The sequence below is a fragment of the Nonomuraea sp. NPDC050547 genome, from assembly GCF_044457345.1.
GTDB lineage: Bacteria > Actinomycetota > Actinomycetes > Streptosporangiales > Streptosporangiaceae > Nonomuraea.
Genome location: NZ_JBITGW010000023.1, coordinates 159,188 through 177,293 on the forward strand (window position 1 = coordinate 159,188; position 18,106 = coordinate 177,293).

Sequence of the window (18,106 nt, forward strand, 5' to 3'; positions counted from 1 at the left end):
GGCATGAACGAGGCGTACATCGTCGGTGCGGTCAGGACCCCGGTCGGGCGCAGGAACGGCGGGCTGGCCGCCGCCCACCCCGCCGACCTGGGCGCGCACGTGCTCAAGGAACTGGTCCAGCGCGCCGTCATAGACCCGGCGGCCGTGGAGGACGTGGTGTTCGGGTGTGTGGACACGGTGGGGCCGCAGGCGGGTGACATCGCCCGTACCTGCTGGCTGGCCGCCGGTCTGCCCGAGCAGGTTCCGGGGGTCACGGTCGACCGTCAGTGCGGTTCCTCCCAGCAGGCCCTGCACTTCGCCGCCCAGGCCGTCATGTCGGGCACCAGCGACCTCGTCGTGGCCGGTGGCGTGCAGAACATGAGCATGGTCCCCATCTCCCAAGCGATGCTGGCCGGCCGCGAGCTCGGCCACGAGACGCCGTTCAGCGGCTCCAAAGGCTGGTCCCAGCGGTACGGCACGCAAGAGGTCTCCCAGTTCCACGGAGCCGAACTAATCGCGAAAAAGTGGGATGTGTCGAGAGATGACATGGAAGCGTTCGCCCTCACCTCCCACCACCGCGCGATCCACGCCATCGACGCCGGCCGCTTCGCCGGCGAGATCGTCCCCTACGAGGGCGCCGCCGTGGACGAGGGGCCGCGCCGCGACACCACCGCCGCCAAGATGGCCGGGCTGAAGACGCTGCTCGACGGCGGACGGCTGACCGCCGCCCTGGCCTCCCAGATCTCCGACGGCGCCGCCGCGCTGCTGGTGGCGTCGGCGCGAGCCGTACAGGAGCATGGGCTCACCCCGCGCGCCCGCGTGCATCATCTGTCGGCGCGCGGCGGCGACCCGATCGAGATGTTGTCGGCGCCCATCCCCGCGACCGCGCACGCGCTCGGCAGGACGGGCATGTCCATCGGCGACTTCGACGTGATCGAGATCAACGAGGCGTTCGCCTCCGTGGCGCTGGCGTGGATCAAGGAGAGCGGTGCCGATCCGGCCGTCGTGAACCCCAACGGCGGCGCGATCGCCCTGGGCCACCCGCTCGGCGCGACCGGCGCGGTGCTGATGACGAAGTTGCTGCACGAGCTGGAGCGCACCGGCGGGCGCTGGGGGCTGCAGACGATGTGCGAGGGGGGAGGTCAGGCGAACGTCACCATCGTGGAGCGGTTGTGAGTCACCATTGAACGTATGGCCAACCCCTTCACCTTGGGCGTGGCATCGGGGGAGCCACTGCCGGACGGCGTCATCCTGTGGACCCGGCTGACCGGAGTACCCGGCCGGGCGGTCGAGGTCGGATGGCAGCTCGCCGCGGACGAACGGTTCACCAAGATCGTGCGGCAGGGCACGGCGCGGGCGCTGCCCGAGTGGGCGCATAGCGTGCACGTGCGGGTGGCGGCCCTGCGGCCGGGCACGGAGTACTTCTACCGGTTCCGCGCGGGCGCCGACCTCAGCGCCGCAGGACGCACGAAGACGGCCGCCGACCCCGGCTCGTCCGATCTCGTACGCTTCGCCGTGGCCAACTGCCAGCGCTACGAGCACGGCCGCTACACCGCCCTGAGACACCTGGCGGACGAGCGTCCCGACGTGGTCTTCCACGTGGGCGACTACATCTACGAGAGCCGGCAGGCCGCCGACCCGGTACGCCGCCTGGACCGGCCGGGTGAGGCGGTCACGCTGGCCGACTACCGAGCCCGCTACGCCCGCTACAAGTCCGATCCCGATCTGCGGGCCGCCCACGCCGCCGCCCCCTGGGTCGCGACCTGGGACGACCACGAGGTGCTCGACAACTACCGGGGCAGGGGCGACGGCTCCGCCGCCTTCCTGCGCCGCCGGGCCGCCGCCTATCAGGCGTACTACGAGCACATGCCCTTACGCGTCCGTCCCGAGGCGGGCGCGCTGCAGATGTACCGGCGGCGCACCTACGGCCAGGTCGCCGACTTCATGCTGCTGGACGTGCGCCAGCACCGCGACGCCGCCACGATGCTCGGCGCCGCGCAGGAGCAGTGGCTGCTGTCGCGCCTGACCACGACGCCGGTCCGCTGGAAGGTGCTGGTGCAGCCGCTGTTCTTCGCCCGCCGCTTCGTCCCCGGCCCCGCGCCGAACCTGCGCCTGGACAGCTGGGACGGCCATCCGGCCGAGCGCGCCCGCATCCTGGCCGCGGCGGGCGGCCTGGTGGTGCTGAGTGGCGACGTTCACAACCACTGGGCGTGCGATCTCAAAGCAGACTTTCTTGATCCTTCCTCGCCCTCGGCCGGCGCCGAGTTCGTCTGCTCGGCCGTCTCCAGCCGGCCGCCCGAGACCGACGCGGAAGCCGTTCTGGCCGCAAACCCGCACATCCGGCACTTCGATGGACACCGCGGATACCTCTCCGGTACGGCCGGCGCGACCGGATTTCGCGTGTCCCACAAGGGGCTGGAAGCCTCAGGAGTCCGTACTGTCGCCGAATTCATCACGGACGGTCTTCGGATCATCCGTGTTGACGTCTGAAAATGCCTCTAGCAAATAGGAAACTTTCCTATTAGATTTCGGGTCATGCCCTTGAGCCGTGACCTCCTGCGCCTGGCTGACGCCGTCCTCCTGCCCGGTTTCGAAGGCACGACGCCCCCCGACTGGCTGCTGCGCAGGCTCGGTGACGGACTGGCCGGCGTCGTGCTCTTCTCCCGGAACATCGCGAGCGTCCCCCAGGTGGCCGAACTGACCGCCGCCCTGCGCGCCGAGAACCCCGCCGTCCTGGTCGGCACCGACGAGGAGTCGGGCGAGGTGACCCGGCTGGAGGTCGCCACCGGCAGCAGCCGGCCGGGCAACTACGCGGTCGGCGTGGTGGACGACACCGAGCTCACCGAGGCGCTCGCCCGCGACCTCGGCTGCGATCTGGCCGCCGCCGGCGTGACCGTCGACTTCGCCCCCTCCTCCGACGTCAACTCCAACCCCGACAACCCCGTCATCGGCCTGCGCGCCTTCGGCGCCGACTCCGACCTCGTCTCCCGCCACACCAGAGCCTTCGTCCGCGGCCTGCAGTCAGCCGGCGTGGCCGCCTGCGCCAAGCACTTCCCCGGCCACGGAGACACCTCCGTCGACTCCCACCACGGCGTCCCCGTCGTGGGCGGCGAGATCGAGGAGGCGCTCGCCCCCTTCGCCGCGGCGATCGACGAGGGGGTGCGCGCGGTCATGACCGGCCACCTGCTCGTCCCCTCCCACGACCCCAACGCCCCCGCCACGCTCAGCCAGAAGGTGCTGACCGGGCTGCTCAGGAACGAGCTGGGCTTCGAAGGCATGATCGTGACCGACGGCATCGAGATGGCCGCGGTCTCCGGCGCGTACGGCATCGGCGGCGCCTCCGCCCGCGCCATCGCGGCCGGAGCCGACGCCATCTGCGTCGGAGGCGAGCACGCCGACGAGGCCACCGCGATCTCGGTGCGCGACGCCATCGCCGCGGCCGTGTCCGACGGGCTCCTGCCCGAGGAGCGCCTGGCCGACGCCGCCCGCAGGGTGACGGAACTGGCCGACTGGACCGTCGCCGCCCGCGCCAGGACCCTGTCCGGCGGGCCGGTCGCCGGTTCCGGCCACGGCGGCGTCAACGGCTCAGGCGAGCGCATCGGCCTCGACGCCGCGCGCCGGGCCCTGCGCATCACCCGCAGGTCGGCCGCGCCCACGCTGCCGATCAAGCGGCCCGCCCAGGTCATCGAGCTGTCGCCGGAGATGAACCTGGCCATCGACAAGGGCACCCCGTGGGGCGTCGGCGAGCCGCTGTCCAGGATGCTGCCCGGCACCGCCGTGACCCGCCTGGCCGCCGGCGAGGCCACCGGCGCCGCCCTGGAGAGCCTCCTGCAGGACGCCGAGGACCGTCCGCTGGTGATCGTGGTGCGCGACGCGCATCGCTACGCCTGGCAGGGCGAGGCGCTGCGCCACCTGCTCAGCGCGCGTCCCGACGCGGTGGTGGTCGAGATGGGCCTGCCCGCCCGCACCGACCTGGGTTCCGTCCACATCGCCACGTACGGCTCCGCCCGCGTCTGCGGCCAGGCCGCCGCCGAAGCGATCACCGGTACCCTATGACGTCGTGAACTTCGACGGCGAGGACCTTTCCCGGCAAGCCCTGACCGAACGCCTCGCCGCGGAGGAGACCCACGTCTTCCGCGAGTGCGACCTGACCGGCGCCGACTTCTGGGGCGCCTCGCTGGGCGGCGCCCGCTTCGAGTCCTGCGTCCTGGACGGCGCCGACTTCCGCAAGGCCGACCTCGACGGCGCCGTGTTCACCGGCGGCGGCGGGCTGGGCGCGGTGTTCACCGACGCGGACCTGCTCGACGCGGTCTTCACGGACGTCGACCTGTCGTCGGCCAGGTTCGGCGGCGCGCTGATGACCGACGCCGTGTTCAGCGGCTGCCGCATGATCGGCACCTCGCTGACCGCCTCGCGCGGCACCGGCTTCAAGGTGAGCCGGTGCAACCTGATGATGGCCAACCTGGGCGGCTGCTCGCTGCGCGGCCAGTTCCTGGAGGGAGTGCGCTTCGACGAGGCGGACCTGTCGGGCTGCGACTTCACCGACGCCGTCTTCAGCGACTGCCGGCTGATCGGCACGAAGGTGCTCAGGGCCGTGTTCGCCGGCGCCGACCTGCGAGGCGCCGACCTCGGCGAGCCGGACGACGCCAAGCTGCGCGCGTTCTCCGGCGCCACCATCAACCAGACCCAGGCGGCCGCGCTCCTGCTGGCTCGCGGCCTCAGCGTGGTGTGAGCCCGCGCAGGGTCGTCTCGGCCTCGTCCATGACCCGCTCGATCAGCTCCGCGCACGTGGGCAGGTCGCCGATGACGCCGACCACCTGGCCGGAGGCCATCACGCCGAGGTCGGCGCGGCCGTCGACCATGGCGGCCTTCAGCAGCATCGGGGTGTTGGCCGCCTGGAGCACCTGGGCCCACGTGAGCTCGCGCCCGTGCTTCATGCGCCGGCCCTCGCGCAGCAGCCCGGCCCAGGACAGGCCGGAGACCTTCTTGAAGCGGGCGCCGTTGAGCACGGCCCTGAGCAGCCGGGTGCGCTGCAGCGAGTCAACGAACGGCGTGCGCAGTACCCGGTGCGGCACGCCGTCCACGTTCGTGGTGACGAGGGTCTCCGCGGCCGCCAGGTAGACCTGCTTGACCGCGTCGGGCACGGGGGAGTCCTTGGTCAGCAGGAACCTGGTCCCCATCGCGATGCCGCACGCGCCGTACGCCAGGGCGGCGACCAGGCCGCGCCCGTCGAAGAAGCCGCCCGCGGCGACCACCGGCACGTCCACCGCGTCGACCACCTGGGGGAGCAGCAGCGTGGTCGCCAGCGGGCCGGTGTGGCCGCCGCCCTCGCCACCCTGGACGATCATCGCGTCCGCGCCCCACGCCGCCACCTTCTCCGCGTGCCTGCGAGCGCCCACGGACGGCATCGTGACCACGCCCGCGTCCTTGAGCCGGGCGATCAGCTCCCGCTTGGGCGCCAGCGCGAACGAGGCCACCCGGACGCCCTCCCTGATCATCACCTCGGCCCGCTCGGCGGCGTCGTCGGCGTCGGCGCGGATGTTCACCCCGAACGGCGCGCCGGTACGCTCCTTGACGCTCCTGATCGCCTCGGTCATCTGCCCGACCGACATCGTGGCGGCCGCGATGATCCCGAGCCCACCGGCCGCCGACGTGGCCGCGGCCAGCCGGGCGCCGGCCACGTACCCCATCCCGGTCTGCACGATCGGATGGCGGCAGCCGACCAGGTCGGTCAGCGCCGTCCTCACGCGAGTTCCTTCTCCCGCAGCCCGCCGGGATCGAGGGCGGCCAGCACCGCTGACTCCTCCTCGGTCGGCGGCCGGGTCTCCGGCACCTCGCCGGGCACGTCCAGCGCGAACCCGGTGGCCGCGACCACCTCGTCGACGCTCACCCCGGGATGCGTGGACACCAGCCGCATCGTCCCGCCCGGCCCGCCGAAGTCCAGGACGGCCAGGTTCGTCACCACGCGGCGCAGGTCGTACGCGCCCCGGTCCGTGCCCAGCCCGCTGACCACGTCCACCTTCTCCACGAACACGCGTGGCGTGTGCCGGGGGATCCAGTAGCTGGTCGGGTCGCAACGCGTGTTGCCCGGCGCGCCGCGCACGCCCAGCAGCTGCGCCTTCGGCCGCGCCCAGTCGCCGATGGCCGAGATGTTCGTGTTGCCGTGCCGGTCGATCTGGGAGGCGCCGAGCATGACGTGCCGCCGGCCGTTCAGGACCAGCCACAGGTGGTCGCGGAACGGCAGCCACCCCTCCACCACCCGCGGCGCCGCGCCCAGGGCCGGGATGTCGCCGGTCAGCAGGCAGACGCCGTCGTGGGTGATCAGGTCCGGCTCGAACACCGATCTGGCCAGCCGCGCCGCCAGCACGGTGACCGCGCCCCCGATGCCCGCCGCCAGAATCTCGCCGTCCCCCCTGAACGCCTCCGCGCAGGCCACCACGCACACATCAGCTGTGCTCATCGGTTCGCTCACCGCTCCTCATTCGCTACGCGGAGTCCCTCCTTCGTCGGGCCTCCACTCCGCTCACTGCGTCGGGTTCGCTCACTGCCCATTGAGGAACTCCCGCCAGTCCGTCGTGGTGTAGCGCCGCTGACGCTCCTCGTCCCTGCCGTAGTCGGGCTCGCAGCTGGTGAACCACGCGCCGCCGGGCGCCTCCACCACCCCCGCCACCATCGACCGGCTGACCAGCAACGACTGCACCGGGCCCGCCTTGAGCAGGTCCGCGGTGTCCACGACGCGCTCGCACGAGACGTAGGTCTTCTTCGCGGCCTTCGCGTAGAGGTCGTCGAAGTAGGGGTCCGGGCCCAGATACTGCGCGTTGCCGCGCGCGTCGGCCCGGTTGAGGTGGATCAGCGCCGCGTCCATCTCCAGCGCGGGCACCGCGACGAGCTCCTCCTCCGTGTACGGCGAGCGGACCGTTCGCAGCTCCGGGTTCACCCGCATCACGTCCGACCCGAGACCCGCCCGCGTCGGCAGGAACGGCAGCCGGTGCGCCGCCGCCAGCAGGCCGAACATGAACATGCCCTCGTCGTACTCGGTGAACGCGACCGTTCCCTCCTGCCTGGCCCGGCGGAAGTGGGGCTCCAGCGGGATCGAGTCGAGGGTGACGAACGGGGCGACGACCCTGCGTACCTTGCCCGCCGCGCACAGGAGGCCGACGTCGGCGCCGCCGTACGAGATGATCGTGAGGTCTTTCAGGGGTGAGCGCAGGATGCCTCCGATGAGCGCCATGGGCTTGCGGCGCGAGCCCCAGCCGCCGACGCCGATCGTCATCCCGCTCTCCAGTTCGGCGACGACCCGCTCGATCGTCATGACCTTGGTCACCGCAGGAACCTCTCCCTGTGCTCGTCGCCGGCGCCGAGCAGGTTCAGCTCGAAGGTGAAGCCCTGCTCGAAGCGGTAGCTGCGCTTGACGTCCACGGGGTCGATGCCGTTGAGCGACTCCTTGGCGCGGCGGATGACGTGGGGGTCCTTCTCGGCGATACGGCCCGCGACCTCCATGGCGGTATCGCGGAGCTTGTCCGGGGTGGTGACCTCCAAGACGGAGCCGAAGGCGTGGAGTTCCCGGGCGGTGACGTTCCTGCAGGTGTAGACCATGGCGCGCATCAGGTGCTGCGGCACCAGCCTGGCCAGGTGGGTGGCCGCGCCGAGCGCGCCGCGATCCACTTCCGGCAGCCCGAAGTACGCGTCGTCGCTGGCCACCACGATGTCGGCGTTGCCGGCCAGGCCGACGCCGCCGCCCAGGCAGAACCCGTGCACCGCCGCGATCACCGGCACCTGGCAGTCGTAGACGGCGGCGAAGGCGGCGAAGCACCCCCGGTTGGCGCCCACCAGCGCCGCGTGGCCGTCGGTCCGCTGCATCTCCTTGATGTCGACGCCCGCGTTGAAGCCGCGGCCCTCGGCCCTGAGCACGACCGCGCGGGTCGCCGGGTCGGCGCCCGCCCCGGTCAGCGCGTCGGCGAGGTCGTGCCAGTCACGCACGGCCAGCGCGTTGACCGGCGGCACCTCCACCACCACCTCGGCGACCGGCCCGCCGCGCACCGTGATCCCCATAGCGCTCCCATAGTCGCACCTAACGCTTGCTTGGTACGGTAGCACCCGTGACCGCCACTTACGACTACACCGGCCGCCAGGTACTGATCACCGGCGGCACCAAGGGCATCGGCGCCGGCATCGCCTACGCCTTCGCCGCCGCCGGTGCCACCGTGACCGTCTGCGCCCGCACGCCCCCGCCCGGCCCGTCGTCCGGCTCGTCGTCTGGCCCGCCGTCCGGCTCGTCGTCCGAGTCCGGCGGCCCGGTGCGGTTCGTGCGGGCGGACGTGCGCGACCCCGAGGACGTCGAGCGGTTGCTGGGCGGACTCTCCCGGCTGGACGTGCTGGTCAACAACGCGGGCGGCTCGCCCCACGCGCCGCTGGCCGGCTCCTCGCCCAGGCTCCATGCCCGGGTGATCGAGCTCAACCTGGTCGCCCCGTTGCTGATGAGCCAGCGGGCCCACCCGCTGCTGAGGGAGACGGGCGGCTCGGTGATCATGATCGGCAGCTCCAGCGGAGTCCGCCCGTCCCCGGGCACCTCGGCCTACGGAGCGGCCAAGGCGGGCCTGCACCACCTGGCCGCGTGCCTGGCCGCCGAGTGGGCGCCCGAGGTCCGGGTCAACACCGTGGTCGTCGGCCTGGCCGCCACGGAGAACGCGGCCGGCCACTACGGCGGCGCGTTCGAGCAGGTCGGCGCCACCATCCCGGCCGGGAGGATGGCCCGGCCGGAGGACGTGGCGGCGGCCTGCCTGTGGCTGGCCGCGCCGGGATACGTGACCGGCGCGCAGATCCAGGTACACGGAGGCGGCGAGACCCCTGCCTGGAGCTGGCTAACTTCTGCTGAAATAGCGCGATAAAAGGATCATTGGAGGTCGTGTGGGCATTTGTGAGGGTCGCGTCGTGGTGGTGACCGGCGCCGGTCGCGGCATCGGCCGGGAACACGCGCTGGAGTACGCCCGCCAGGGCGCCCGCGTCGTCGTCAACGACCTGGGCGCCGAACGCGACGGCGCCGGCCGTTCCTCGGGCCCGGCGCACGAGGTCGTCGCCCAGATCCGCGACGAGGGCGGCCAGGCCGTGCCCAACGCCGACGACATCGCGACCTGGGACGGCGCCGCCCGCCTCGTCAAGTCGGCCGTCAGCGCCTACGGCCGCCTCGACGTGCTGGTGAACAACGCCGGCATCCTGCGCGACCGCATGCTGGTCTCCATGACCGAGCAGGAATGGGACGACGTCCTGCGCGTCCACCTGAAAGGCCATTTCCTGCCCTTACGCCACGCCGCCGCCCACTGGCGCGAACGCCACAAGTCCGGCGACCCGGTCGACGCCCGCGTCATCAACACCTCCTCCGGCGCGGGTCTCATGGGCAGCGTCGGCCAGTCCAACTACGCCGCCGCCAAAGCCGGCATAGCCGCCCTGACCCAGGTGGCCGCCGCCGAACTCGCCCGCTACGGCGTCACCGTCAACGCCATCGCCCCCGCCGCCCGCACCCGCATGACCGAGGAGGTCTTCGCCACGACCATGGCGAGACCGGAGACCGGCTTCGACCCCATGGACCCGGCCAACATCGCCCCCTTGGTCGTGTGGCTGGGCTCGGTGGAGTCGGCCGCGGTGACCGGCAGGGTCTTCGAGGTCGAGGGCGGCACGGTCGCGCTGGCCACCGGCTGGCACCACGGACCCGCCGTCACCACCACCGCCCGCTGGAACCCCGCCGACCTCGGCCCCGCCGTGGCCGCCCTCCTGTCACAGGCCCCGCCCCCGGAGCCGGTGTACGGCGCCGCCCAGCCCACCTGAACCGGGCGAACACCCACGGCGCCTCGCTGGGAGCAGATGGCCGGGCGCGCCATCACGCCGCCCGGTGGGTGTCACGGTGACCGAGGCGGACGCGGCGCCGAAGCGCTGCTCACGTGAGCAGGTAGCCGCCGTCCGCCAGGGCCTCGCCGAGCGCTTCGGCGGTCTCGGCCGGGGTGAGCGCGGAGGAGTCGAAGGCGTGCGGCTCCAGCTCACCCAGGTCGGTGAACTGGGCGTACATGCTGAGCACGGGCTCCGGGTCGGTCAGCGCGCCCGCGCCCCGGCCCGTCGCCCGCGTGAGCGTCGTCTCCCGTGAGGGCCGCAGCACCACGTAGTGCAGCGGCGTCCCCTGCGCCCGCCGCGTGAACGCCTCCACGAACCAGGGCCCCACCACGCCGTCCACGACCACGTAGTATCCGCCCGCCGCGTAGCCGAACGCGCAGCCGGCCAGGACGCTCATCACCGTCTCGTTCTGCCGCCCCGCCCCGGGCAGGTACGGCGCGATGCCGCCCTTCCTGATGAAGGCCCAGAAGTCATCGGTGCGCAGATGCACGCTGAGCTCGCGATCGTCGGCCAGCAGCCGCCCCACCGTGCTCTTCCCCGCCCCCGGCGGCCCGCTGACCACCACCACGATCCCGTCCATCACGCCAACCTATCGACCCGGCCAGAGGGCCTTCCTCCCCTTTTCCGCGCCCGTCAGCGCACGCGGCTGCGTTCCGTGGGGTGCAGGAGGAAGTGCCGCGGCGGCCCGGTGAGGTGGTCGTCGAGGGCGGGCACGGCCGGCGCGTCCTCGCCCCTGGCGAACCGGACGAAGACGTTCTCCCCCTCCCTGACCGGCAGCCGGGCATAGGTGTTCACGGCGTGCTCGGTCGCGAAGCAGGCCGCCGCCCCCTCCGCGAGGGCGGCGAAGCGCGCGACGGACCCCTCCGCGACGGGAAAGACCGTCAGCCGGTACGGCGCGGCCTCGCCGGAGCCCCCGCTCAGCCCGGCGAACGGCGGCAACAGCACGGGCCGCAGCAGCAGCACGTCGTCGGTGTCGACCATCGTGGCCCGCGCGGCCTCCGCGTGGGTCTTCCACGCGGCTCCGGTGTAGAAGTCCGTGAGGGACCGGAACCGGCTCTCCATGTCGGGGAAGGCCCGGATCCAGGTGAAGGTGTCGGGCGCCCGCTGGTCGCGGAACAGCGCGACCACCTCGATCCCGGTTTCCTCCTGCGTCTCGATGAACTCGCGCTCGAACAGCTCGACGAGCGTGTCGCGGGCTCCGGGCCGCAGTGTGTAGCGGCGCAGCTCGTAGATCATGCGCGCACGCTAGGGCCGCCCCGCTGACACCCTCTGTCAGCGGGAGCCCCAGAATAATGTTCTGATTACTAACAGCTACCCAAACACCACTCTCGGTTATACGATCACATTGGCTTTGACCCCTCCGGGTCAAGGTGAGTCAAAGGGGCGGTCGCATGCCTGGGCCCTGCGTGCGGCCTGTCACAAGACGATGAAGGAGCAGAAGTGATCAAGAAGTTGTGTGCCACCGGCGCCGTTGTGGCCGCGGTGGCGGGCGTCACTTTGCTGGCGGCCCCTGCGCACGCGGACAGCTGGAACGGCAACGGGAGCAGCAACAGCGATTCCTCGCAGTCCGGCAACAACTTCAACGAGATCGCTGCCGTCAACGCGGGCGGCGGCCGCTCGACCAACGTCAACAACCTCGGCGGCAACGCCGTGACCACCACGAACGGCAGCATCACGGTCATCTACGTCTTCTACTAGACGATCACCGTTGAACCTTCCCCATCCGTCCGGCCACAGGCGAGCCGGCGGAGCCACACTCAGTAATCCTCCTCGGAAGGACACAGGCATGTTCAAGAAGCTCTGCATGACGGGTCTCGTCGTCGCCGCTGCCGCGGGCACCACGCTTCTCGCTGCCCCCGCTCACGCGGACTCCTCGAACAACAACGCGAGCTGGAACTCCGAATCCCAGCAGTCGGGCAACAACGTGAACAACGTCGTCGCCAGCAACATCGGCGGCCACGGCGCCACGAACGTCAACAACATCCTGGGCAACGCCGTGACCAGCGCGAACGGCAGCCACACCGGCGTCGCCATCGACGACTAGCCCGGACGTGAGCGTGCGAGCCGGGTCCGTCTAAGGCCCGGCTCGCGCCGTATTAGCATTCCTGGATGATTACGTGTGCATATGTGACTTTTGCTGACCCCGGGAACGACGACGACGAGCGTGACCCGGCACTCGCCGCCTGGCGGGAGCACGGCATCGAGGGCCGCGCGGTCCGGTGGGACGACCCCGACGTCGACTGGAGCTCCTTCGACGCGGCGGTCGTGCGCTCGGTGTGGGACTACACCGACCGCAGGGCCGACTTCCTGGCCTGGGCGCACCGCGCCGAAGCGGTGACCCGGCTGCTCAACCCCGCCGACGTCCTGGAGCGCAACACCGACAAGACCTATCTCCGCGATCTCGGCGTCCCCATCGTGCCCACCCACTGGTCCTCGCACGACCTGCCCGACTGGGAGGAGTTCGTCGTCAAGCCCGCCGTCTCCGCGGGCGCCCGCGACACCATCAGAACCACCGAAGCCGCCGCCGCCCAGGCCCACGCCGCAGCTCTGGAGGCCGCGGGCCGTACGCCGATGGTCCAGCCCTACCTCGACATGGTCGAGAGCGAGGGCGAGACCTCGCTGCTGTACTTCAACCGCCGCCTCAGCCACGCCGTCCGGCGCACGCCCATGCTCGCCCCGGGCATGACCAATGCCGACAACGCCCGTGCGCAGCTGCGCGATCCTGCCCCGGACCAGGTCGAACTGGCCGAGAAGGTGCTTGCCGCCATCCCCCAGGCCCTTCTGTACGCCCGCGTCGACCTGGTCCGGCTCCCGGACGGCCGGCCGGCGGTCATCGAGCTGGAGCTCACCGAGCCCTACCTCTACCTGAGCCACACCCCGCAGGCCGCCAAGAACCTCGCCGTCGCCCTGGGCGAACTGCTCTGACGCCGCGCACCGGTGCCGGGTGTCACGCGTACCCCGGCACCGAGGGCCAGCGGACGGTCAGCACCACCGAGTCCTCCTCGGCCACCCACGAGTGGTCCACGCCGCGGCCCCAGACCACGTAGTCGCCCTGCCGCTCCAGCAGGACGTCCCGGCCGGGCAGCTCGACCAGGAAGCGCCCGCTGATCAGCACCAGCAACGCCGTGCGCACCTCTCCGCGCACCCAGGCGGGCCGCTTGTCCCCGGCCGCGTGGACGCCCCACTTGATCTCGACATCCTCGCTGTGCCGGAGCCCGGCCTCCTTGAAGTGCCCGAGCAGCCAGCCCTTGTCCAGCGCCGCGTCCTGGCCGGCGTTCCCCGCGTAGACGTTCACGCGCGCCGAGACTACCCCGCGAAGGCGTCAGCAGGAGATGCCGCCGTCCACCGGGATGACCGTCCCGGTCAGGTACGCGCCCGCGCGGGAGGCCAGGAAGATGGCGGCTCCGGCCATGTCGTCGGGACGGCCGATGCGGCCCATCGGCACCTGGGAAGCGATCAGCGTGCGGGTGGCCGGGTCGTCCAGGGCGAAGGCCATCATCTTGGACTCGAACGGGCCCGGCGCGATCGCGTTCACGGTGATGTGGGCGGGCGCGAGCTGGCGGGCCAGGTGCCGGGTGAGCATGTGCACGCCCGCCTTGGCGGCCGAGTACGCGTAGTTCTCCAGGCCGGGCACGCGGATGCCGTCGACGGACCCGATCGTGATCACCCGGGCGGGCACGTCGGCGCTGGCGGCGGCGCGCAACTGGGGCAGGAAGCGCTGCGTCACGTAGAAGACGCCCTTGACGTTGATGTTCCAGAGCTTGTCGAAGGCCTCGGGCGGGAACTCCTCCAGCGGCGCGCCCCATGTGGCGCCGGCGTTGTTGACCAGCACGTCGAGCGGGCCGTCCACGGCGGAGACCAGCTCGTCCGCCCCCTCGGGCGTGGACAGGTCGGCCGGCACTCCGGCGCAGCCCAGCTCGGCGGCGGTCTTGGCCACCTCGTGGGCCTTGCGGGCGGAGATGTACACCTCCGCTCCCGCCGCCACGAATCCGGCCGCGATCATCCGGCCGATGCCGCGGGAGCCGCCCGTGACGACGACCTTCTTGCCTTCCACCGAGAACAGAGTCATGTTCCGGAAGCATGCCATACCGACCGGTCGGTCACCAGGTCACGAGTTGTCCTTCACCCACAACGCCAGCAGCCCGCGGAAGTGCGCGATGAACCGGTCGTGCTCGTGCGCCGGGTAGGTGGCGGTCACCGCGTTCATCAGCAGCCGGTCGAACGACGGTCCCGCCACCCAGTCGAGCACCGCCTCGTCCAGGTGGGCCAGGCGCTCCGCGCAGAACTCGTGGTAGCGGTCGGTCTCGAAGTAGGCGTCGGCCAGCGTGCGGTAGGCCGCCAGCCGTTCGGCGTAGGAGCCCTCGACGGCGAAGTACTCGCGGGTGTCGAGGTCGATGCGCGGTTTGCGGCCGGTCTCCGCGCAGAACACCGTCCACTTCACCAGCGCCTTCATCGCCCAGGGGAAGTAGTAGTGCAGGCTGGTCAGCGCCACGTCCGGGCAGGCGTTGGCGTAGTCGATCGGGTGCACGCCGGTGCCCTTGACCAGGGTCTCGCAGGAGTTGAACTCCCACCGGAAGAACGCGTTCACCAGCCGCCCGATGGTCACCACCTCCTCGCCGACCTCGGGCGAGAGGAAGGAGTGGTCCACCGAGTACCGCGCGTGCATCGGCTGTTCCGGGTGGAAGCGCATGACCATGGTCTCGGCGCCGATGGACAGCGAGCGGGCGAAGGCGTCGTACCCGTCGACGGCCTTCTGCAGATGCATGAGCATCTCGCCGCTCTCGTCATAGGCGCGGTGCAGTTCGTCGGCGTCGCGCACGAGCGAGACCCCGCGCCAGGCCCCGCCGTCGTAGGGCTTCATGAACAGCGGGTAGCCGATCCGCTCGGCGATCGCGTCGAGGTCGAAGGCCTTGTTGTAACGCGCCGAGGTGTAGGCGTACCGCGCGTTGTCGAGCGGGTTCTTGTACGGCACCAGCACCGTGTCCGGCACCTTCAGCCCGAGGCGCATCATCGCGCAGTAGGCGGTGTGCTTCTCCATCGACTGGAACGTGAACGGGCTGTTGAGCAGGTAGACGTCGTCCATCATCGCGATCTTCTTGAGCCACTCGCGCGGGTGGTAGTACCAGTAGGCGAGCCGGTCGATGACGACGTCGTAGCGCGGCTCGTCGCGCAGGCCGAACGGCTCGATGGTGACCCGCTCCACCTCGTAGGCGGGCATGGCCCTGCGCATGATCTCCTCGAAGGCGGCCGGCCAGTCCTCCTCGGTCCCCAGCAGCAGTCCGACCAGGTGCTTCACACGAACCTCCCCAGATGGTGGGCGAGCTGTGCCCGCCAGGACGGCCAGTCGTGCGGCACGTCGCGGCCCCAGAGGTCGAGCTCGTGCCGGATGCCGACGCCGGTCAGGGCGGCGGCCAGCCGCTTGGTGCTCTCCAGTGAGCCGGTGGTGTCCTCCCACTGGCCCTGCCCGCACACCAGCAGCACGCTGAGCCGCCCGCGCAGCCAGTCGAGGTGGTCGCCGTGCAGGTGCGGCACGTAGTCGAGCGGGTTGTTGAAGTACGCGGCCTCGCCGCGCTCGCCCCAGCCGTGCCAGGCGGAGGGGTCATAGTTGCCCGACAGCCCGATCGCCAGCGGGAACAGATCCGCCCGCTTCAGTGCGAAGTTCGCGGCGTGGTAGGCGCCGAGGCTGCAGCCGAACGTGATGATGTCGTCGGCGCCCGCGCAGTCCTCGTCGATGGCGTTGACGACCTTCTCCACGATCCACTGCTCATAGCCCGTGTGCCGCCGGGCGCGTTCCTCCAGCGGGATCGACCGGTTCGACCAGGACTCGCGGTCGTTGCTCGGCACGCAGTACACCTTGACCCGCCCGGCCTCGACCAGGTCGGAGATCGCGCCGAGCATGCCGTTGTCCTCGAAGTCCGAGGGCTGTCCCTGCTCGGAGGGGAAGACCAGCATCGGCCGCCCCCAGTGGCCGTAGGCCAGGACGCCGTCGACCAACTCGCGTCTCATGAGCACACGTCCTGCAGCAGCCGCGTCAGGTGGGGATGGAAGGCGTCGCGCCAGGCGGTGTAGTTGTGCACGTCGGGCACTTCCCGGAGGGTCACCGCGTACCCCTGGGTCCGCAGGGAGGCGGCCATCGCGCGGTTGTTGTGGATGTTCTCCTCGATGCCGCCGCAGGTCATCGCCGTGGGTACGGTCCGCACCGCCGTACCTTTGTGGACCTCTTCGACGAAGCGGGTGACCCGCTCGTAGTAGGGGAAGCGGCGCTCGTGGGCGTCGAAGCGCGGCTGGAAGAAGCTGCCCGACTGCAGGAACAGCGCGTCGAAGAGGTCGGGATGCCGCCACTGGGCGTGCAGCATGGCGAGCGCGCCGAGGCTGGTGCCCATCCCGATGCGCACGGTCGCGCTCCGGTACGGCTGCGCCGCCAGGAAGTCGGCGTAGTCCGGGTTGGCCGAGTAGTCGGCGTTGCGGTCGCCGGGATGCAGCAGGATCGCGCGCAGCGGCGGCAGCCAGCCGCCGGCGACCCCGGCGGCCAGGTAGCGGGTGAGACCGGCCAGGTCGTCGTACTCGGGCCCGTCGTGGACCACGAGCAGGGGTAAGTCGCCGCCGACACCCTCCGGCGCCCACACGCTGGTGCCGCCGGAGGAGGCGGGGAAGGCGAGCCAGCCGGGCGGGGAGTATTCGGGGAACTCCAGCACGCTCTTCGGCCCGAAGACGCCGCGCACGCGTAAGGGGTTGCTCGGGTCGAGGATGGTCTCCACGCCGCCGGCGCGGTGGCGCAGCTCCAGGAGGTACTCCATCCGGTGCACGGGCGGGCGGGGGATGGCAAGTGTCCAGCCGGCGGCGCCGTACATGAAGTCGACCGAGGGCAGCCCGAGCTCCTGCCACAGGCGGACACCGGCCAGCCGGTGGGCAGGATCGGGAAGGGAGAAGCGGATCATAGTCCGGGGATTCGGCCGTTCCTGAAGAGGTCGACAAACGTTTGATGGTCCTTGCGGGCTTGTGCCCCGTAATGGTGTGCAAAATTCACCAACGTCGCAACAAATCCTGTCGAATCGCTGTCGACTACGGCCACAATCGACTCTTCCGTCGAAAAGTCCACCAGATCGTGACTGCTCTCGTCGTCGGCCACCGAATGCATGCGCGCCACCGCCCGGCCCAGGTCGCGCATGATCGAGCGCAGTTCCTCCGGCTCGTTCACGTCGTCCCAGTCGAGGTCGGCGGAGTAGGGCGAGACCTCCGCGACGAGCTGCCCGACGCCGTCGAGGCTGGTGTAGCCGAGCCAGGGGTCGGCGTAGGCCTGCAGCGCGCGCTGCGACTCGGCGGTGCGGTGGCCCTGGTGCAGGAAGTAGGAGGCGACCCGCTCGTCGGTGATGTGCCTGGCCACCGCGGGCACCTGGGCCTGCTTCATGTACAGGATGACGTCGTTCTCCAGCGCCTGCGAGCGGCCTTCGAGCAGCAGGTTGTAGGAGGGCAGCCCGGCCGAGCCGATGCCGACGCCCTTGCGCAGCGCGACGTCCTTGATGTGGTGCTCGACCGGGTTCGCGCCGCCGGGCAGCGTGTGCAGGTAGTCCTGGAAGGCCGCCACCACCCGCTCCCTGTCCTGCGGCGAGACCGCCGTGCGGCCCTCCATGAGCGCGAAGCGCCGGTCGTAATCGTCGATCACCGTCTCCACGTCGAGCATGGCCACGCGGGTGCTCAGCCGGGCCGTCTGGAGCACGCGGTGCAGCACGCCGCTGGTGGTGTCGAGTGTGAGGGAGCCGATCGCGTCGTCCCCGCCGTGCGCGATGCCGCCCAGCTCGGCCAGGTACGCGGTACCGAACTCGGTCACCAGCGTGGAGATCGCCTCGTCCGACAGCGCCTTGCCGTATCCGATGAGCGCCACGCTGGCGGCGAAGCGCTTCAGGTCCCAGGTGTAGGGGCCGACGTAGGCCTCGTCGAAGTCGTTGACGTTGAAGACGAGCGAGCCGGAGGCGTTCATGTAGGTGCCGAAGTTCTCGGCGTGCAGGTCGCCGTGGATCCAGACCCGGCTGGTGAGCTCGTCGAGATAGGCGTCGTCGGCGTACTCGGCGGTCATGTCCGCGTAGAACACGCTGGCGCTGCCACGGTAGAACGCGAACGGCGAAGCCGCCATTTTCCTGAACTTCCGGGAAAAGGCGTGCGGGTCGCGCTTGATGGAGTCGCCGAATTCGGTGATCAGGACGTCGAGGATGTGGGCCGCGCGGCCCGTGGTGCCCATACATGGGAA

Annotated in this window: 21 protein-coding genes; 9 read left to right on the forward strand and 12 right to left on the reverse strand. The window is 71.1% G+C overall.

Annotated elements, in window-relative coordinates:
* The first annotated feature begins 3 nt into the window (after nt 1-3).
* The 4 genes from ACIBHY_RS45000 to ACIBHY_RS45015 are packed head-to-tail and all read left to right on the forward strand — an operon-like array spanning nt 4 to nt 4,711.
* Nucleotides 4-1,155, forward strand: a complete 1,152-nt coding sequence (locus ACIBHY_RS45000; protein WP_397309931.1) for an acetyl-CoA C-acetyltransferase — start codon at nt 4-6, stop codon at nt 1,153-1,155.
* Between the two features lie 15 nt (nt 1,156-1,170).
* Nucleotides 1,171-2,469: an alkaline phosphatase D family protein gene (locus ACIBHY_RS45005; protein ID WP_397309932.1), complete on the forward strand. Its 1,299-nt coding sequence runs from the start codon at nt 1,171-1,173 to the stop codon at nt 2,467-2,469.
* 45 nt (nt 2,470-2,514) lie between these two features.
* Entirely contained in the window at nt 2,515-4,035 is a 1,521-nt protein-coding gene (locus ACIBHY_RS45010) for a glycoside hydrolase family 3 protein (protein ID WP_397248174.1), read from the forward strand.
* A 4-nt stretch (nt 4,036-4,039) separates the two neighbouring features.
* Entirely contained in the window at nt 4,040-4,711 is a 672-nt protein-coding gene (locus tag ACIBHY_RS45015) for a pentapeptide repeat-containing protein (protein WP_397309933.1), read from the forward strand.
* On the opposite strand, the gene ACIBHY_RS45020 is transcribed toward ACIBHY_RS45015, so the two are convergent.
* The 4 genes from ACIBHY_RS45020 to ACIBHY_RS45035 form a co-directional block, all read right to left on the reverse strand.
* Nucleotides 4,698-5,726 carry an NAD(P)H-dependent flavin oxidoreductase gene (locus tag ACIBHY_RS45020; protein ID WP_397248178.1) on the reverse strand — a complete coding sequence of 343 codons (1,029 nt, stop codon included), beginning with the start codon at nt 5,724-5,726 and terminating at the stop codon, nt 4,698-4,700. The genes ACIBHY_RS45015 and ACIBHY_RS45020 overlap by 14 nt on opposite strands.
* Nucleotides 5,723-6,439, reverse strand: coding sequence for a CoA-transferase subunit beta (locus ACIBHY_RS45025; RefSeq protein WP_397309934.1), 717 nt, complete (start codon nt 6,437-6,439; stop codon nt 5,723-5,725). Before ACIBHY_RS45025 ends, ACIBHY_RS45020 begins: the two co-directional genes overlap by 4 nt.
* Before the next feature lie 81 nt (nt 6,440-6,520).
* On the reverse strand, nt 6,521-7,291 hold the full coding sequence (locus tag ACIBHY_RS45030) for a CoA transferase subunit A (RefSeq protein WP_397249131.1): 771 nt from the start codon (nt 7,289-7,291) through the stop codon (nt 6,521-6,523).
* Nucleotides 7,292-7,299: 8 nt separating this feature from the next.
* Complete coding sequence (locus ACIBHY_RS45035; protein ID WP_397309935.1) at nt 7,300-8,031, reverse strand: enoyl-CoA hydratase family protein; 732 nt, start codon at nt 8,029-8,031, stop codon at nt 7,300-7,302.
* A gap of 47 nt (nt 8,032-8,078) precedes the next feature.
* Between ACIBHY_RS45035 and ACIBHY_RS45040 the strand changes: the two genes are divergently transcribed.
* Nucleotides 8,079-8,867: an SDR family oxidoreductase gene (locus tag ACIBHY_RS45040; protein ID WP_397309936.1), complete on the forward strand. Its 789-nt coding sequence runs from the start codon at nt 8,079-8,081 to the stop codon at nt 8,865-8,867.
* 19 nt (nt 8,868-8,886) lie between these two features.
* Nucleotides 8,887-9,801 (forward strand): SDR family oxidoreductase, encoded by a 915-nt coding sequence (locus ACIBHY_RS45045; RefSeq protein ID WP_397309937.1) that lies wholly within the window; start codon nt 8,887-8,889, stop codon nt 9,799-9,801.
* A 109-nt stretch (nt 9,802-9,910) separates the two neighbouring features.
* On the opposite strand, the gene ACIBHY_RS45050 is transcribed toward ACIBHY_RS45045, so the two are convergent.
* Together ACIBHY_RS45050 and ACIBHY_RS45055 are read right to left on the reverse strand one after the other, a co-directional pair.
* Entirely contained in the window at nt 9,911-10,441 is a 531-nt protein-coding gene (locus ACIBHY_RS45050; protein WP_397248188.1) for an AAA family ATPase, read from the reverse strand.
* Between the two features lie 53 nt (nt 10,442-10,494).
* Nucleotides 10,495-11,097 (reverse strand): NIPSNAP family protein, encoded by a 603-nt coding sequence (locus ACIBHY_RS45055; protein WP_397309938.1) that lies wholly within the window; start codon nt 11,095-11,097, stop codon nt 10,495-10,497.
* A 204-nt stretch (nt 11,098-11,301) separates the two neighbouring features.
* Between ACIBHY_RS45055 and ACIBHY_RS45060 the strand changes: the two genes are divergently transcribed.
* The 3 genes from ACIBHY_RS45060 (at nt 11,302) to ACIBHY_RS45070 (ending at nt 12,786) form a co-directional block, all read left to right on the forward strand.
* A complete protein-coding gene (locus tag ACIBHY_RS45060) occupies nt 11,302-11,559 on the forward strand; it encodes a hypothetical protein (protein WP_379618021.1) in 258 nt (85 codons plus the stop codon).
* A gap of 88 nt (nt 11,560-11,647) precedes the next feature.
* Nucleotides 11,648-11,905: a hypothetical protein gene (locus ACIBHY_RS45065; protein ID WP_397309939.1), complete on the forward strand. Its 258-nt coding sequence runs from the start codon at nt 11,648-11,650 to the stop codon at nt 11,903-11,905.
* A gap of 83 nt (nt 11,906-11,988) precedes the next feature.
* A complete protein-coding gene (locus ACIBHY_RS45070) occupies nt 11,989-12,786 on the forward strand; it encodes a RimK family alpha-L-glutamate ligase (RefSeq protein WP_397248194.1) in 798 nt (265 codons plus the stop codon).
* Between the two features lie 22 nt (nt 12,787-12,808).
* Here the strand turns inward: ACIBHY_RS45070 and ACIBHY_RS45075 are convergent, their stop codons facing one another.
* Genes ACIBHY_RS45075 through ACIBHY_RS45100 form a run of 6 tightly spaced genes read right to left on the reverse strand, consistent with a single transcriptional unit; the run spans nt 12,809 to nt 18,097 of the window.
* Nucleotides 12,809-13,156 carry a signal peptidase I gene (locus ACIBHY_RS45075; RefSeq protein WP_397309940.1) on the reverse strand — a complete coding sequence of 116 codons (348 nt, stop codon included), beginning with the start codon at nt 13,154-13,156 and terminating at the stop codon, nt 12,809-12,811.
* A 27-nt stretch (nt 13,157-13,183) separates the two neighbouring features.
* The gene (locus ACIBHY_RS45080) at nt 13,184-13,930 is read right to left on the reverse strand and encodes an SDR family oxidoreductase (RefSeq protein ID WP_397248198.1); all 747 of its coding nucleotides are present in this window, start codon (nt 13,928-13,930) and stop codon (nt 13,184-13,186) included.
* Between the two features lie 39 nt (nt 13,931-13,969).
* Entirely contained in the window at nt 13,970-15,157 is a 1,188-nt protein-coding gene (locus ACIBHY_RS45085; protein WP_397248200.1) for a hypothetical protein, read from the reverse strand.
* The gene (locus tag ACIBHY_RS45090) at nt 15,154-15,867 is read right to left on the reverse strand and encodes an esterase family protein (RefSeq protein WP_397309941.1); all 714 of its coding nucleotides are present in this window, start codon (nt 15,865-15,867) and stop codon (nt 15,154-15,156) included. The genes ACIBHY_RS45085 and ACIBHY_RS45090 overlap by 4 nt, the downstream gene beginning before the upstream one ends.
* Nucleotides 15,864-16,799, reverse strand: coding sequence for an alpha/beta hydrolase (locus ACIBHY_RS45095; protein ID WP_379635621.1), 936 nt, complete (start codon nt 16,797-16,799; stop codon nt 15,864-15,866). Before ACIBHY_RS45095 ends, ACIBHY_RS45090 begins: the two co-directional genes overlap by 4 nt.
* On the reverse strand, nt 16,796-18,097 hold the full coding sequence (locus ACIBHY_RS45100) for a DUF2252 domain-containing protein (protein WP_397309942.1): 1,302 nt from the start codon (nt 18,095-18,097) through the stop codon (nt 16,796-16,798). The genes ACIBHY_RS45095 and ACIBHY_RS45100 overlap by 4 nt, the downstream gene beginning before the upstream one ends.
* Between the last annotated feature and the right edge of the window lie 9 nt (nt 18,098-18,106).